Raw genomic sequence first — 16,141 nt, 5'->3', positions numbered from 1 at the left:
GATTAGTGTCCTTCGCCCGTGATCCGCAGCACTTCCTGGATAGTCGTGATGCCGTTCTTGAATTTTTCGCAGGCATCCATGCGCAGCGTCAACATTCCTTCCTTCACGGCAAGCGCCTCTATTTCATACGTGTTTTTGCCATCAAGCACCATTTCGCGGATTTTAGAGGACATCGGCATCACCTCATATATACCCGTTCGTCCGCGGTACCCGCTGCCGTTGCATTCCGCGCAGCCCGCGCCATGGTAGAAGGTGTGGCCTTTGAGTTGCTCGGGATCAAGCCCGACTTCGCGCAACGCCTCCGGATGCACGTCAATCGGCACTTTGCACTTTTTGCAGATCTTACGAAGCAATCGCTGCGCAAGCACCAGATTCACGGACGACGACACGAGAAAACGCTCGATACCCATGTCAATCATACGCGTGATGGTCGCGGAAGCTGAATTTGTATGCAGCGTGGAGAGCACAAGGTGGCCCGTGAGTGCGGCGCGCACGGCAATCGAGCCGGTTTCAAGATCACGAATCTCGCCGATCATGATGATATCCGGGTCCTGCCGCAGGAACGATTTCAGCGCCGACGCGAATGTCAGACCGACGTCGTCCTTGACCTGTACCTGATTCAATCCGGCGAAGTTGTACTCAACGGGATCCTCGGCCGTCATCGTGTTGACGGTCGGCGTGTTTATCTTCGAAAGGACGCTGTACAATGTGGTGGTCTTGCCCGATCCCGTGGGTCCGGTAACAAGAATCAAGCCGTGCGGCAGGCGGATCGCTCGCTCGAAATCCGAGAGCGCCTTTTCGCTGAAGCCGAATCCGTTCAAGTCAAGGGTAAGATTCGTCTTGTCGAGAATACGCATCACGATCTTCTCGCCGAAGAGCGTCGGCAGCGACGACACGCGCAAGTCAATGCCGCGGTCGCCCAGTTTCATTTTGATGTGGCCGTCTTGCGGCACGCGGCGCTCGGCGATATTCAGCTTCGCCATGATCTTGATGCGCGACACAATCGCCGCTTTCAAGTGCGAAGGCGGCGACATGACCTCTATGAGAACACCGTCAATACGGAACCGGACTCGGAATTGATTTTCGTAGGGTTCGAGGTGGATGTCCGAGGCGCGCTTGTTGACGGCGTCGGTTAGTATGCCATCTACGAGCTTGACGACCGGCGCGGTCTCGCCTTCTTCCTTGAGCCGGTCAAGCTCGGCGTCGTTGCTTTGCGAGACGACTTCAACATTGCTGTCGTCGCCCATGTCCGCGAGGATCTTGTTGAGCGTTCCGCCCATCTGGTAGTAACGCTCAATCGCTCGCAGGAACTGGGTTTCAGTGCACACCGCGGGCTGCACGTTGAAGCCCGTGATGAATTTGATATCTTCGAGCACGAAGTCAATGCTGGGATCCACCAGCGCGACGCGCAGCGTCTTGCCCGAACGCGTCAGCGGCAGCACCTGGTACTTCTGGATGAAGTCCTTCGACAACAGTTTCAGCACGGCCTCGGGCACGGTGGTCTTTTCGAGATCCACGAGCTCGAGACTGTAGTAGCTGCTGATGAACTGCGCAATCTGTTCTTCGCTGATGACCCCGAGCTTCGTCAGTTCGGTCACAACAGAATTGCCGGAGTCCTTCTGGCGCGACTTGAAGATGAGATACTGCTCTTGCGTGATCAGTTCGTTACTGATCAGCAGATTCGGTAGCCGCGAACTCATGAATGCTTGTGCCTGCTGTTTACCGTTTCCAACGTTGCGGGAGATTGCCTTTGCATCACGCCAATTGTTCGCAAAGTGCATGCCACGGAAACATCGCATTCTGCTTCATCGTTTCGCGCGGAACTGCCGATTTTCCTGCCAAGCTCGTGCTTTTCGGACAGTTTGTCCGGCTAACGTTGAAGGCGCGCGACCGCCGCAAATAACCATTGCAAAAAAAGACCCGCTGACGAATCAGCGGGTCTTGCGAGTGTTGCTTGAAGTATCTTTCAACCACTGTGCCGGATGACGAGGATGTCGCCGTCCTTGACGACGTATTCTTTCCCCTCGAGGCGGACCAGTCCTTTCCCTTTACAGCCTGGATAGCCGCCTTCGCGGACGAAGTCGTCGTAGTGGACAACTTCGGCGCGGATGAAGCCTTTGGCCAGATCGCTGTGGATCACGCCGGCAGCGTCGAGGGCGGTTTCGCCGGCGCGGATGGTCCAGGCACGGGTCTCTTTGTCGCCGGTGGTCAGGAAGCTCTGCAGGCCGAGCAGCGCGTAGCTCGCCTGGAGGACGCGGTCGCGGGCGGAGGTTGTGATGCCCAGATCGCTCATGAACACGGCGCGCTCTTCGTCATCGAGCCGGGCGATTTCGCCTTCGATACCGGCGGACAGGCCGATGACGGCCATGGCGTCGGCGGCGAACTCTGCGGTCAGTTTGGCGGCGAGCGCTTCGGCCTGGTTCAGGTCCCCTTCGGCGAGGTTGAGTACGACGAGCATCGGCTTTTCGCTCAAGAGTTGGAAGCCGCGCAGAGCCTTTTTCTCGTGGAACTCGAGGGCGAGCGTGCGCAGCGGCTTCCCGGCCTCGAGCCGCTCTTTGGCGCGTTCGAGGACGGACAGCTCCATGGTCTCCTGCGCGGACGGCGATTTGACGCGCACCTGCTTTAGGAGTTTCTCATGGCGCTTGTCAATGACGACGAGGTCGCTGAAGATGAGTTCGTCCTGGATGCGGCGAATGTCGCGCGGCGCGTCAGGCGCATCGGCCCCATCCAACTCGAAACCACGCACGACCAGACCGAGGGCATCGGAATTCTTGAGTTCGCCCGAGAACACGCCTTCGAACCAGCTCTGTTTGGACGCGCCTTCTTCGAGACCGGGCGTGTCGAGGTATTCGACGGTGGTATAGACGATTTTACGCGACTCGCTCATTTCGGCGAGTTTGTCCACACGCGGGTCGGGGACATGCGTCATGGCGCGCAGCGTTTCGCGCTTGTGCGCGGCGGCGGCATCCGGCTCAGTGCCGGTCAGAAGGTGGAAGACGGTGGTTTTGCCCGACTGCGGGGCGCCGATTAGGCCGATATTCACGGGTGGGGTAAAGTATGAAGTCTGAAGTCAGAAGTGTGAAGCGGAAGCGGGACGAAGCTAAAATCTTGTTTTTGCGTTAAACGCTCACAATTGTCGGAACGGAAGGGACTGTTTTTAATGAGGCAGGCGTTCGGGGCACGCGCAGCGCACGCCGCCGCGAGTTGTTTGGGCAATCTTTAATATACGAAATTTGAACGGATGTGTCAAGGGGCGAGTCTGGGCAACGCCAGAGGATGTCATGTTCCGCATGATGATTTCCCTCATTTGATTAGGAGGATCTTCTGTATGTGCCGAGCGTTATGGGAATGTGCGGTGACGAAATAGAGTCCAGTGGCGGCGTCGCTGCCGTTCCAGCGCAGCGTGTGCAGGCCAGGAGTGAAATCCGTCTGCGAAAAACTGTAGGCGATCTGTACGAGGGTGTTGGCAATGGTCAGCGTGACGTGCTGCGACTCCGGCCCCGTAACCTCCAGCGGAATCGTCACACTGCTGTTGAACGGATTGGGATAACAGGCATGGAGCACAAATGCGGCGGGGATTGTCGCAGGATTGTCATCCGCCGCAACGCCGAAGTTGCGGTCTCCGGCAACCACGATGATGCGGCCACGCTCTTCGAGACCGTGATACGCCGAGAAGAACCAGTCATCTATCCCGTCTCCGTTAAAATCGCCCGCTTCACCGATGCGGTATGGGTAGTCATGCCGTGGGCCTCAAGAACCCATGCAGGTGCGGTGGGTAACGGATTACCGCCCAAGCCAGACCTCGATTTGGTATTCAAGCCTCATTATCGTAAAAGCATAGTCGTCAAAGGCATCGCTGACGTCGCCATGGCGTGACATACTCTGGGCCATCCATCGCCCCAGAGCCTTGGTCCGTCCATTTCATTCCCCGATACAAGGCCAGCGCTGGCCGACCAGGACAGTGTTAAACGTCGTCAACCCTCCCTTGACATCGCCAACATCCTGCCCTACCTCTCCTGGGCTGGATAACACCGGACAGAGTCTGCTTCGGACCGAAAGAGCCGCACCCAGGGCTCATTCCCTCCGAGAACCCGTCGCCGTTCACGTCGCCAACCCCATGTGATTCCGGTTGGGTGCCCCTCATCCCTGGACAGCCGGCCCGCCCCAAATACAACCCGAAATGTGCACTCACGGCGACTATCTCCGGCCTCACCGTTGTAGTCCCCTACGTTGGTGAATCGCATTGTGGTCAGGTCGCCACCCAATCTGCAAGCGTGTCAAACACGCCGGGACCGCCCAGAAATAGTAGGTATAGGCGCAAAACTGGGTGGCCGTCCCCCCGGCGCTCCGACCAGAAAACTCGTCCCCAACCTGAAAGTGGCGATACTTACGTCGTTCCTAATAGAGCGAAGCGCGATGTCATTCGATTTAGGATTGAAGTCAAAGTCACGAAGCCCCCCGTCTTGGTATCCTTGCAAATTTTGGAGCGCCGCTCCGCGGGGTCCCTCGAGCCGCAGGTTAGACCGTGAATTCCGTTTGCGAAAAACTGTGGCGATCGCCAAGCGTGTTGGCATGGTCAGCGTGACGTGTGCGTTCCCGTTCCCGTTACTTCCAGCGGAATCTCCAGGACGGAGGCGAGCTGCTGGGATTTCCGCCGGAGCCTCCGCCGCAACGCGTGCGCTCCGGCGCGCCACGCGCCGAGCCACCCACGCCCTTCACCGGCGGTCGCCTCGGTGGACTCAGATCCACGCCGGAGTTCAGAGGGTCCCGCAGCCAACCTCGGGCGTCATAGTGCATAGTCATCAAATCCGTCCGCGCGCCAGCGGTGTGACATAACCGGCGATTTCATTCCCGTTTCCCCAGTAAAAATCAAGCTCGGCTGTCCGTAATAGACATGCTTGCGCGCCATTTCAAATGGCAAAGTATGCGACAATGTCGTCGTATCCATCACCATTAATGTCACCCACAATCCGGCCTCTATTAGGCCTGGATCGTCTGGTCCATATTGGTAGAAACCAAAGGCATGGAGTCGCATCCGCCGAGCCCAAGAACATCTCTATCCGCGAGTCGTGAATGAAGTAGCTCATTCCAAAATCCAGAACCCGTCGCCGTTCACGTCGCCAAACCCCATGTGATTCCGGTTGGGAGTGTGCTCCCACTCATACTCCTGCGACAGCGGCGGTTCCTGCCCAAAATACAACCCGAAATACTGCGCACTCAACGGACGACTCGTATAATCATCACGGCCATCACCGTTGTAGTCGCCTACGTTGGTGATCCAGACTTGTGACAGGTCCATTCCAGTCCGGTATGGTGTCGAAACGCCCGGACCGCCCAATAGGGATAGAGGTCACAGTCCATCGTACCAAACGCACAACGTGCGCATGATGTCGGCATGCCCATCTCCATTGACATCTCCTGCCGGAACTGTAAATCCCGCATCAAAGGCCGCATCAAACCAGCCAAACCCGACAGCGAGTCAAATCTTCCAAACTCAAAAGTCCTTAACTCCTCGTGAGCCTTGCCAATAATCCCGACCTGCACTTCTTCGGAAGCTGCATAGACGAAAAAATCCTCAAAGCCATCTCCGTCTTGATCCCATGGATTGCAAATTGAATCCAAGTACCCTCCCGTAACATCCAACAAATAAGTCGGCTCGTAGGGCTGCGCAAAGGCGCAACGCGCATACAACAAAACCGCGAACCCCACCCGCTTCAAAAGATTGAATGCAGATAGAATTCGCGTTGACATTTTCGTGGCCTCCAGGCTTAGCAAATCAGCCCGCCCAAAAGGGCGGGCTGATCTTCCCAGTCTCGCTTGACCTTGTCGGGCCGGAGGCCCGACCTAAGTTTGCGAAATTATCGAAAGGACTTTCTTATTCACACAGGTTGGCCAGGCGCACGTAGGCTTCTTCGACTTTGTGCATCTCGGCATACAACGACGGCGACGGCGCACCGTAGCTCAGCACATGCAATTCCTTGCAGGCGCGCACGAGATCGGCGGCGGCTTCGTTGTAGAAATGCTTCTGATAGCGCGTGCCCTCGTCCAGCGAACCCTTAACATCACGGGCATAGGTGAGCAATTCCTTGGAATACTCGCGCAGATAGGCCGACTCGGCCGTGTGCCGGGCTTCCAGCATCGGAATCAGCTTGTGCCAGAAGGCTTCCAGTTCGGCCGGCGGATTGTCCGGCAGATAATGCGCGTTGCGGTAGCTGTAGCCCCAGTCCGGATTGGCATACGGATCTTCCGGGCAACACTTGCTGCTGGACTTGCAGCACGAGTCCCCCGCCAACGCCGCCGGTCCCAAAAGGCCCAGCCCCAACATCAAAATCAGCAGATATTTCATGGTCTTGCCTGCCTGCGGCAGTTCAGATGGATTGTCTAACTTTTGAAGATACAACTCTCTTCACACTTTGTCAAGCCCCCCCGGCGTGGACACCGGACCCGTTGTCGCTGGAGCGCGGAGCGTCACAGACAGGGATGTTGGTCACACGGAACGGCGCAATTCCCGCGCCACTGTTTAGAACATCGCGGCCAGAGGAGCCGCAGCCCGCGAATGGGGGCGCGTGCCGGGCGGAAAGACGGTCTCGACCTCAACATTGTCCTGCGGGTCGCGCAGAGCCTCTTCCAGGGCACAAATGGCCACCTCGCACATCGGAGCCTCGGGCTCCTTGGTCGTGATCCGCTGCAGCCACAGGCCGGGCTGGATCAGGGCGTTGATGAACGGGTTGCGGACGTGCTTGGCCGAAAACTTCAGGAATTCGAAGGACACCCCGGCCACCAGCGGAATCAGCGGCAGATGGGCCAACAAGCGCGTGGCGGCGTTGCGGTAGGGTCCCCACAGTGCCACTACAATCGAGTCTACGACCACGAAGAAGATAATCGCGAGAATGGCCACGATCAGCAGGAAACTCGTCCCACAGCGCGGGTGGAAGCGCGTCTGCTTCAAGACTTGGGCCGGTTCGAGCTTCTGGCCCTGTTCGTAGGCGAAGATCGTCTTGTGTTCGGAACCGTGATACTGGAAGACGCGAAAGATGTCTTTGAACTTCGAGATAATCCACATATAGCCGATCAGGGCAATCACCCGTCCGCCGCCGGCGATCAGGTGGAAGGGAATCTGGTTCTCTTCCCCGCCTACGACCACGCGAGCCAGGACGTACGGCAGGTATAGAAAGATACCGACGCCCAGGCTGATCGCGAGCACCGTAGAAAGCGCGCCGAGCAGCTTGTCCTTGAACGAGGCGGGCTTGGCATTTTCATCGGCGGGTGTGGATTTGTCGGCCGACCAGTTCAGGGCGTCCACCCCGACTTTCATGGCCTCGACCATGCCGATAGCCCCTCTGAGGATGGGCAGGCCGAGGAACTTATTGCGCCGGGTGATGGGCCGATAGGGGTAGGCCCGGAGGGCGATGCCGCCGTCCGGCGTGCGGGCGGCCATGGCGACGCGGTGCGGGCTGCGCATCATGACGCCCTCGATCAGGGCCTGACCGCCCATGGCCAGTTCGGTGGACATGTGCTGGCGGTTGACGGACGAATCTGTGGGATTATTGGTCATTGACGGGATTCCTTTACCCCCCAGAATGCAGAAAAGGCGATGCCTCGCACGAGACACCGCCTACTGGAAAGACTTAGCTGCGGACTACTTAGTCGCAAACTTCTGATATTTCTTGCGAAACTTATCAACACGGCCGGCCGTATCCAGCAATTTCTGCTGACCCGTAAAGAAGGGGTGGCAGGCGTTGCAGATTTCGACCTTCCAGGGGTTTTCGTTACGGGACGCACGTGTCTGGAACGAGTTTCCGCACGCACATTCAATGGTAACAAGGTGATAAGCGGGATGGATGTCAGGCTTCATATACAAAATCCTCGAAGTTGAACGCGGAATATAGCGAATTTGGGGGGGAAAGTCAAGGCGGGGGCTCTCCACCATGATACGCCATGTTTACTGGCCCAAGCTGCTGCCGCCGCCGCAGGATTGGTTGCAGGCGTGGACGACGACGTAGAATTTTTGTGCGGGGGACAGATCGAAGTCGGTCCAACTCATGACGGATGCGGCTGGCGGCGGGCCGGGTTCAGTGCAGCCGATTAGCGACCATGTGCCCGCTGGGTAAACGGCCAGCGGATCGGTCGTGCTGTAGATGAAGAATGCGCCGTTATCCGGGCCGACCCAGGTCAACGTGTTGGAGTTCGCACCTGCGTTGTGGAGAATCACGAGACTATCCGCCGCGACGCATGCGGGCGGAACATAGAATGTCTCGCTGCCGTACTTCACTGCCGTGCCTCGGTCATCGCCGAGTCCCGGCCCCGACGGGAAGAAGCGCGATCCGGCGGCAAGGTAGCCATCGTCATTGGTCACGGCAACATCCCAGAACGTCTCGCTGTTGGCACCGCCGTAGATTTGCTCCCACATGATTGCGCCGTCGCAATCGAACTTCACCAATACGAAATCGCTTGGTTGGGCCGTGAAATTTGTGGTGCCAACAGCAATGATTCCGCCGTCACCGTCTTCGGCGAGGCCGTGCAGCTCGACGTTATTGCGCTCGCTGTAAGTCCATGACCGCAACGAATCGCCGTTGGCATCCACTTCGAGGAAGAATGCCGTGTTGGAGCCGCCGATGAAGGGCGAGGTGTTCCCCATCACAACGTGATTTCCGCTTGAATGCCGGAGCACGCGCTCGGGCGTATCGTTCCCACCAAAATCGTATGTGCGCGTCCACACCGTGTCGTACGATTCGTTGACCAGGACAAGATGCACGTTTACGGCGGATGCAAAGGGATCACCTGAGTATGCCGCTAACAGAACGCCGCTGTCCGCGAGTGCAGCGCCCTGCGCAGAACAGAAGTACATATCCAGCAGCTGCGGCACGTTCGTGTCGGGATAGTGAATCACGGCAGGTAGAGGCCCAAAACCTCCACCGTCGGGATAGGTGTTGCCCAATAGCCAGAATCCTCCCGAAGCATCGGGGAGGATTTCCGTTGCCACTGCGGATCTTCCCATCGGCCTTCCTCCAACGTTTAGCGGAGAAACGCTGCCCGTTGAAGTCAGGCGCAACACGAACATAGACGATGGATCGGACGTGCCGGCGGAATCCATGGTTATCGCAGCTAACAAGTCGCCGTTGTTCATTTCGCCAATATCCGCTGCGCCGTAGTTATAGACATTCCCGGGATTAGGAAGCGCGTAGTCCCAGAGGAATCCGCCGATCGAGTCGCGTTTGGTGATGGATGCACCGAGCGGATAAGCGAATCCGGCGTCGCTCTCGACATACTCGATGTCGCGGATGATGGTTTGGAAGTAACTGCTGTCCCAGTCTACCTGCGGCGGAGTTAACGCTCCAGGTGGGACAACGGAGAACTCGTCGCTGATCCATTGACCGGAGACACCGCCGAGTTTCGTCAGCCGCAAGCGGCAGTGGTAGGATGCCGGCGATGTTGCCGCAAAGCTGAACGAGCCGCTGTTGACGAACGATGCGTTAAGCACTTCCCATGCGCCGTTCGGATAGTCACGGTTCAGTTCGAGAGAAACATCAGGGAATCCCTCCAGGCCGTCGTCATCCCATGTCGCATTGATCATATCTCCGAAGACAAAGCGGTCGCACGGTTGAGGCGCCGTAAACTCAAGACGCGGTTCGGCGGCAAGCCTGACGAGCCATGCGTCTTGCGGGCCGCTGGTGCCGTTGCGCGTGAGGCCTGTGGCATAGTAGCCCGGATGCTCGCCGGTCGTGCAGCCGGAGTGAATTGCGTACAACATGTCATCGAGCGTGCCGCCTAAGGTCATCGTCCATAGCGTGTCGCCATTTTGATCCAGCGTTAGGAAGTAGGCATCGCGACCTCCAGCTCCGTATGACGTTGTGTGGCCGGCGACCATGTAGCGGTCGCAGTCAACAACAATTCCGAGGGCATCGTCATCGCTTGATCCGCCATAGACGTTGCTCCACTCTTCGATGCCGTTGGAGTCAACCTTGACGACAAAGACATCCAGATCGCCAAATGGATCGTCTTGATATCCTGCTAAGAGGAAACCGCCATTACTTGTCGGTTCGATGTCATTGATGCGCTCATCAAGGGCCGCGGTGCCGTAGGTGCGTGTCCAAACGGTGTCACCGGTTGAATCATAGCGCACGAGCCATCCGTTCATGCGCGGCGGCGCACCAGCACCGAAGCTGGCGCTGCCGCCTGCTATCAAACAGCCGCCATCGGCTAACGGCTCAACATCGAAGGCCCAGTCAATGCCACTCCCGCCAAGCGTCTCCGACCATAGTAAATTACCGGTGGAGTCAATCTTCAACAACAAGAAGCTGGAGTTGCCGGATGCAATTGAGTAGCCGCCGATGTAGTAGTCACCTGAGACGGAGCGCTTCAGTGCGAATGCAACATCAGTTGCGCCGAAGTCGTAGTTGCGCGTCCAGAGGGAATCTCCGTTGTCATTCAGCGCAACGACAAATAAGTTGGAGGGATTTGCTCCGAACGAGGATGTGGTTCCGGCGATAAGAGTCTGGGACGGTGAGACGTGCACGTCGGTACCGTTGTCTGAGGAATTGCCGCCGAAGGTGCGCGCATAGATGGTGTCGCCGGATGAGTTCACGCGCACAACCAGCATGTCCTGTCCGCGCGGGCTCGGAGCAGGATGCTGATAGTATCCTGTCGTGATGTAGCCACCGCTTAGGTCTGCGCTGCCGCCTTGCGCCAAGTCGGTCAGTGTCGTGCCGAACTTGCGCGTCCAGACGGTGTCAATGGGCGCGGCGCACAACGACGAGGCAATTAGAAGAATGAGCAGAAAAGACATAGTGACCCCCAATTCCCAGAATTATTTATCCTATAATATAAGGCCGAACTGACCACTGGTCAAGAATTGCGAGCGCGAAAGATATGTTTTATAATATGTTGATTAATATTATCTTAAAATAGATTTCGTTGAATTGGCGCAATGAACCGTACGAGTATTATCTGGCTTCGGTCCAATGCGGGCAGATGGCCATCCGCTACATAAGCCCGTTGCACTGCGCCGAGTATGCCGTGTGCTTTCGAACAAAAAACTCCCGGTGCCGCACACCGGGAGTTTTGAATTTGGTCGCGGCCCGGGAGTACCTCCAAGCAATACACCCAGGCCGCATTTCATCCTGTTCTCGAACGAAAGCTTCTCCCCCGCTATCGGCCGTTCATGCCGGGATAGCGAAAGGAAATCGAACCAAACTCGCGGCCCCGCCGAGCCGAATGATAGCGATCCTTGGGTCCGGTCATGTGTCCCGCATAACCGATCAGGTTGGCGCCGAAGCGCTCCTTGATATCGTCACAGGCGTGCGTCAGCGCATCGCGGTCCTGCCGCGGCGCGAACAGCTCCTCCTGCAGCACCCGTCCCATCGGCACCAAATCCGAAATGTCCACACCAATTAACCGTACGGGCCGCGTTGGATCGTAGATCTGCTCGAAGATCAGCTTGGCCGCGACGAAAATATCCGTGTCCAGATGCACGAAGCGCGCGAGCTTTCGCTGCTGATGATGCGTCTCGAAGCCCTTGTAGCGCACCTTGACGGTCACTACGCGCCCGGTCAACCGCGCATTGCGCAGTCGGCGCGCTACCTTCTCGCACAACAGCATCATCCGCCCCAGAATGGCATCGCCGGACGTTTGGTCCTCGTGGAACGTCGTCTCGTGGCTCATGGATTTCTCGGGCGGCAGGTCCTCGGCCCGCAAGACGGTATTCTTGCCGCCGCCGCGCGCGAGCAATTGCAATTCAGGTCCGCGCACGCCGAGCTTGTTGCGCAAGATATCCGTCGGGTAAATTGCTAAGTCATTCAGCGTGCGAATGCCGAGCCCGTGCAAGACGTGACTCGTGGCCGGGCCGATGCCGTTCATTTCTTCTATGGGCAAGGGTCCCATGATCTCGGCGATTTTCGAGGGTGGAATGTGGGTAAAGCCGCGCGGCTTGTGCATGCCGCTGGCGAGCTTGGCGACGCAGCGCGAGGCGGCCGCACCAATGGAAGCGGTAATACCCACCTCATGCTCGATGCGCTCTTGAATTTCATCGGCCAGCGCTTTGACACTGGGCCATTGCCAGACCACATCACTCACGTCGAGCGCGGCCTCGTCAATCGAGATAAATTCCACGCGGTCCGTATAGTCCACCAGAATCTCGCGCACGCGGCGCGACGCATCCACGTAGCGCCCGGTATCTGAGCGCACGCAGACGGCCTGCGGACACTTCTGCAGCGCCTCGTGCATGGGCATCCCTGAGCGCACGCCGAATTTACGCGCCTCGTAGGACGCCGTCGTGACCACACCGCGCCCGCCGGGGGATCCGCCGACAAGCAGTGGCTTGCCGCGCAGATTCGGATTGTCGCGAATCTCAACGGCCGCAAAGAATTGGTCAAGGTCGAGGTGGAAGAGGGTTTTGCTCATACGAAATCAGAAGTCAAAAATCAGAAGTCAAAAGTCAGAATACGGAAATAGAAAAGTTCAAAATGGAAACGGCGGAAAGGCTACTGATTCATCCCCCATCCCCTCCGCCCTCACGCTCCGAGTCGCATTCGCTCCATGCGCCAGGCCTGGGATTCGTTGTTGAAGGAGAGTTCATAGACCTCCGGCCCGTCACAGTGGACGGAGAAAAAGTGGTACATTGCGGTACCGTCTTTTTGCTTCCACGTGCCATTGACCCGGAACACCCGGTACACCCGTTCGCGCCAGCGGAACTTGATCGGGGTCAACTTACCGTGCTGGAACAGCGCGATAACTTCTATGGGATCAAGTAGTTCGGTATCACTCATGATTATCTAAACATCTGTTCAAATGACCCGTCAAAGAAATCCGGCGCAAGGGAAGGCCGGAGATGAACGTCTGTTCAGGGGATAAGATACGACATCAGAGGGGAAAAGTCAAGGGGTAGCGGCTTGACAATTCGGTTGGCGGTCGCTACCTTCTCGCAAGCCGATCCACCCTGCCGCCCCGCCTGGAGTCCACGAACATGTCAACGCGAATTCTATCTGGATTCAGACTTCTGAAGCGGGTGGGGTTCGCGGTTTTGTTGTTGGGGAGATCCGGGTTCGTTTGGGACCCGACGTGGACGAACTTTGTGGGAAATGTTTCGTTTGAGTTCCCCACGGCGGCAACCGCTGCGGGTTCCCCTCAGATGTGAGATGATGGCATGGTTCTTTTGTAACACGTTTCCTCCTTCCTATTTCCATTTTCTATTTTCTATTTCTCCCATGCGTCTCCTTCTTCTTCTCCTCTTCCCTGCTCTGCTTTGGGCTGCTGATTGGAATGCGGGTACGGGCGGCAATCCGCAGCGTAACGGCATGACCAGCGAATTCGGGCCGGATGGCAGTCAGATTTTATGGAATGAAAGTCTGCCGTCGCAGTTCGCGCAGCCGGCGGTGATTGAAGGCAATATTGCGGTGATGTCGCGCACGTTCAATATCGTGGATCCGCTGCACGGGACGCTGATGGTCGCGCACGATTTGGAAACGGGCGACACGCTGTGGACGGCTGAACTGCCAGTGGATTTCCCGGCGACGGATTGGCGCAGCCGCGTGCTGGCGATTCGCGACGGGCGCGTCTATGCCAGCCGCTCGGGGAATACGAACTACTCTTACTACTATGCGCTCGACGCACAAACGGGCGAGTTTCTCTGGCAATCGGAAGATTCACTCGACGACAGCTCGACCGAAAGCCCGGCGTTTGCGGACAACGGTGATTTGATTGTCGGCGGCTTCAGCGCGATCCGCGGGTTGACGCGACGAACGGATCGCGCGTGTGGCGCAGCGCCCGCACCAGCCCCACCTCAGGGGGCAGCGAAGCGGCGGTGTTTGGCGAGCGGGCCTACCTATGGGAAGCCTCACCGCAGGGCCCGAAGGTGACGGCCTTTGATCTGACGAGCGGTGCAAGACTCTATTCCAGCCGCGGTATCGGCGGCGGTTTCATTCAACAGTTGAGCCTGCTAATTGGTCCTAACGGAACAATCTACGCGCCGCGCACACAGAACAACGTGGTTTCAGATTCGCTCGTCGCGCTGCAGGACAATGGCACGTCCTTTCAAGATCTTTGGCGCGTTCCACTTGGTTTTGTGCCGTTCGGGACACTGGGTATCGGTCCTGACGGCAGCGTCTACAGCTATTCGCGTGAGTTCCGTGTGCTCAGGCTCAATCCGCTCACGGGTGCAACGCTGGATTCATCACAAGTCATCGAATCCGACTTCTATCAGCCGCGCATGGCCATTGACACGGCGGGCGTCGTGTTTCTGACGAACGGCGGATTTTCGCAGGGAAAGCTCTTGTCGTTTGACGCTAATCTCCAGTTTCTCTGGGACGAAGAGATACCCAATGTAAATATCGGCAATCCGGCGATCGGTCAATTCGGGCATATGATCGTGTGCGGCACAGGCACCGACGTACGCTGCTTTCGCGGCCGGACGCCGAACACAGTGCGCCAGCGTCCAGCCGCAATGATAGAGGATAGGGCGCTCAGCCAGAATTTCCCGAATCCGTTTAACGCTACGACATTGATCACGTACGAACTGCCGTCCGCGGCGCACGTCACGCTATCCGTGTTTGACGCGTTAGGACGACAGGTTGCCACACTTCTCGACGGCGTTCAATCCGCAGGTGAGCATACGGTGCGATTCGACGGCGCAGGTCTTGCGAGCGGCGCCTACTATTGCCATCTCGTCACCGCAACACAGGCAGAGACGATTGGCATGATTATGTTGAAGTAAGCGCCACTCGATTCCCGTAACACAAAAGCCGCCCGATTGCTCGAGCGGCTTTTGTTCATTACAGCGATGAATGCGCTATTTCAGCAGCAGCATCTTTCTGGTTTCCGTGAAACTTCCGGCCTGAAGTCTGTAAAAATAGACTCCGGCGGACAGCACTGATCCGTTGAAGTTGACGGTGTGCGCACCGGTCTCGAGGGTTCCGTTGACGAGCTCCGTGACCGTCTGGCCGCTGGTGTTGAACACGGTCAGCGTGACGTGTTCGCTGGCAGCCAGATCAAACTCGATTTGTGTTTCGGGATTGAACGGATTGGGATAGTTCTGATGTAACGCGAACTGGCTGACGATATTGGCGCGCGGCGTCGCGTTGACTTCCACTCCCCACTCCTGCCGCGAGCCGTCGAGGTTGACGACCGAGAGCGTGTACGCATAGCTTACATCGTTGATGGCTTGCTCATCTAAGAACGAGTAGTGCGAACCCGCGGCATTGTTCTCCGCCGGAATTGATCCGATGACTTCATATTCGGAAGTCACAGTCTTGCGCAGCACTTCAAAGCGGTCCACGCCCGTTTCCGAAAGGGTGTTCCAGTTCAACGTAACGCGGCCGTCACCGGCCACGGCATCAATGCTGCCTTGCTCGACGGGCAGGAAGATATCCACGTACAAGCAGGCCCAGCCGGCTACGGGAGAATTCAATGTAAACGAAGTGCCTTGCCAGAATTCAGTAAAATCAACTGTCGTCTGGCCGTTTTCCCACAGCGGGCTGGCCGCCGGGGAAACGACATTGGAATTACAGGCGGTCTCGCCGCCGCATCCGGCAGCAATCGTCGCATAGGCATGGCGCACGCCCCACAAATCATCCAGCCCGGCGACATGCATGGTTACCGGCACACCAGCGCAAAGCCAAATGCAGTCCGTGTACACAATACGGCGATGGTCTTCGGGCAGGGACGGAATATCCCACAGATACAATTCAACCGCATGCAGGCAGGTGTCCACGATCGCCTCACAGGTCCATGCGTCGTCAAGCTGAACATCCATGATTGCACCATTGCCCGTGAAAGTACGGGAGGTCAAACGCACGCCCGCGCACTCAAAGACAACGTAGAAAACAGGGACTGGGAATGAACCATGGTAGATGAACATCGGATCGGTGAGAAAGGCGTGCGGTGGAAATCCGCCGGCTTCACCGTTCAACGGGAAAGTGTTAAAGTTGCACTGGCCGGGCAACGCACCGACCGGAGGTGGTGCGTCGGCGGCGTCCGGTCCATTTTCGTTCTGATCCCAGTAGATCATGCCCATGCAGTCAAGTGGCAAGGGCGCGCTCTCCGGAGGACAGGTTGTCATGCCCGTCGAATTATAGATCACGTACTGATAATCCGCGAACGCATTCCCAGCTACCAGCAGTAGCGAACAAATCAATAGACAACGCAGCAT

16 protein-coding genes are annotated in these 16,141 nt (G+C 57.5%); 3 read left to right on the top strand and 13 right to left on the bottom strand.

The genetic code is table 11. From position 1 onward, the window contains the following. Positions 1–2: 2 nt before the first annotated feature. The 3 genes from pilB to IPH10_02220 all read right to left on the bottom strand — a co-directional run bounded on the left by pilB (position 3) and on the right by IPH10_02220 (position 3,564). Positions 3–1,700 carry a type IV-A pilus assembly ATPase PilB gene (pilB, locus tag IPH10_02230; GenBank protein ID MBK6909743.1) on the bottom strand — a complete coding sequence of 566 codons (1,698 nt, stop codon included), beginning with the start codon at positions 1,698–1,700 and terminating at the stop codon, positions 3–5. Positions 1,701–1,966: 266 nt separating this feature from the next. Beyond that, positions 1,967–3,043 (bottom strand): redox-regulated ATPase YchF, encoded by a 1,077-nt coding sequence (ychF, locus tag IPH10_02225; protein ID MBK6909742.1) that lies wholly within the window; start codon positions 3,041–3,043, stop codon positions 1,967–1,969. Positions 3,044–3,303: 260 nt separating this feature from the next. Next, positions 3,304–3,564: a T9SS type A sorting domain-containing protein gene (locus tag IPH10_02220; GenBank protein MBK6909741.1), complete on the bottom strand. Its 261-nt coding sequence runs from the start codon at positions 3,562–3,564 to the stop codon at positions 3,304–3,306. Here IPH10_02220 and IPH10_02215 point away from each other — a divergent pair. Continuing rightward, positions 3,556–3,876 (top strand): hypothetical protein, encoded by a 321-nt coding sequence (locus IPH10_02215; protein MBK6909740.1) that lies wholly within the window; start codon positions 3,556–3,558, stop codon positions 3,874–3,876. The two genes, IPH10_02220 and IPH10_02215, sit on opposite strands and share 9 nt — an antisense overlap. A gap of 910 nt (positions 3,877–4,786) precedes the next feature. On the opposite strand, the gene IPH10_02210 is transcribed toward IPH10_02215, so the two are convergent. The 9 genes from IPH10_02210 to IPH10_02170 form a co-directional block, all read right to left on the bottom strand. Then, positions 4,787–4,969, bottom strand: coding sequence for a hypothetical protein (locus IPH10_02210; GenBank protein MBK6909739.1), 183 nt, complete (start codon positions 4,967–4,969; stop codon positions 4,787–4,789). Between the two features lie 114 nt (positions 4,970–5,083). Next, complete coding sequence (locus IPH10_02205) at positions 5,084–5,299, bottom strand: hypothetical protein (GenBank protein MBK6909738.1); 216 nt, start codon at positions 5,297–5,299, stop codon at positions 5,084–5,086. Further along, complete coding sequence (locus tag IPH10_02200) at positions 5,266–5,622, bottom strand: hypothetical protein (GenBank protein ID MBK6909737.1); 357 nt, start codon at positions 5,620–5,622, stop codon at positions 5,266–5,268. Before IPH10_02200 ends, IPH10_02205 begins: the two co-directional genes overlap by 34 nt. 253 nt (positions 5,623–5,875) lie before the next feature. Next, entirely contained in the window at positions 5,876–6,346 is a 471-nt protein-coding gene (locus IPH10_02195) for a hypothetical protein (protein ID MBK6909736.1), read from the bottom strand. Positions 6,347–6,520: 174 nt separating this feature from the next. Further along, entirely contained in the window at positions 6,521–7,555 is a 1,035-nt protein-coding gene (locus tag IPH10_02190) for a DUF1385 domain-containing protein (protein MBK6909735.1), read from the bottom strand. Between the two features lie 84 nt (positions 7,556–7,639). Next, complete coding sequence (gene rpmE / locus IPH10_02185) at positions 7,640–7,855, bottom strand: 50S ribosomal protein L31 (protein MBK6909734.1); 216 nt, start codon at positions 7,853–7,855, stop codon at positions 7,640–7,642. Positions 7,856–7,942: 87 nt separating this feature from the next. Further along, positions 7,943–10,786 carry a hypothetical protein gene (locus IPH10_02180; protein ID MBK6909733.1) on the bottom strand — a complete coding sequence of 948 codons (2,844 nt, stop codon included), beginning with the start codon at positions 10,784–10,786 and terminating at the stop codon, positions 7,943–7,945. Between the two features lie 362 nt (positions 10,787–11,148). Further along, positions 11,149–12,399: a DNA polymerase IV gene (gene dinB / locus IPH10_02175; protein MBK6909732.1), complete on the bottom strand. Its 1,251-nt coding sequence runs from the start codon at positions 12,397–12,399 to the stop codon at positions 11,149–11,151. A gap of 110 nt (positions 12,400–12,509) precedes the next feature. Continuing rightward, positions 12,510–12,764: a hypothetical protein gene (locus IPH10_02170; protein ID MBK6909731.1), complete on the bottom strand. Its 255-nt coding sequence runs from the start codon at positions 12,762–12,764 to the stop codon at positions 12,510–12,512. 438 nt (positions 12,765–13,202) lie between these two features. Here IPH10_02170 and IPH10_02165 point away from each other — a divergent pair, with 438 nt between their 5' ends. Together IPH10_02165 and IPH10_02160 are read left to right on the top strand one after the other, a co-directional pair. Then, positions 13,203–13,853: a PQQ-like beta-propeller repeat protein gene (locus IPH10_02165; GenBank protein MBK6909730.1), complete on the top strand. Its 651-nt coding sequence runs from the start codon at positions 13,203–13,205 to the stop codon at positions 13,851–13,853. Further along, positions 13,748–14,707: a T9SS type A sorting domain-containing protein gene (locus IPH10_02160; protein ID MBK6909729.1), complete on the top strand. Its 960-nt coding sequence runs from the start codon at positions 13,748–13,750 to the stop codon at positions 14,705–14,707. The genes IPH10_02165 and IPH10_02160 overlap by 106 nt, the downstream gene beginning before the upstream one ends. 75 nt (positions 14,708–14,782) lie before the next feature. Here IPH10_02160 and IPH10_02155 read toward each other — a convergent pair whose 3' ends face one another. Then, positions 14,783–16,141 carry a T9SS type A sorting domain-containing protein gene (locus tag IPH10_02155; GenBank protein ID MBK6909728.1) on the bottom strand — a complete coding sequence of 453 codons (1,359 nt, stop codon included), beginning with the start codon at positions 16,139–16,141 and terminating at the stop codon, positions 14,783–14,785.

The sequence above is a fragment of the bacterium genome (genome assembly GCA_016702305.1).
Taxonomy (GTDB): Bacteria; Electryoneota; RPQS01; order RPQS01; family RPQS01; genus JABWCQ01.
This window is presented reverse-complemented; position numbering and strand designations above follow the sequence as displayed.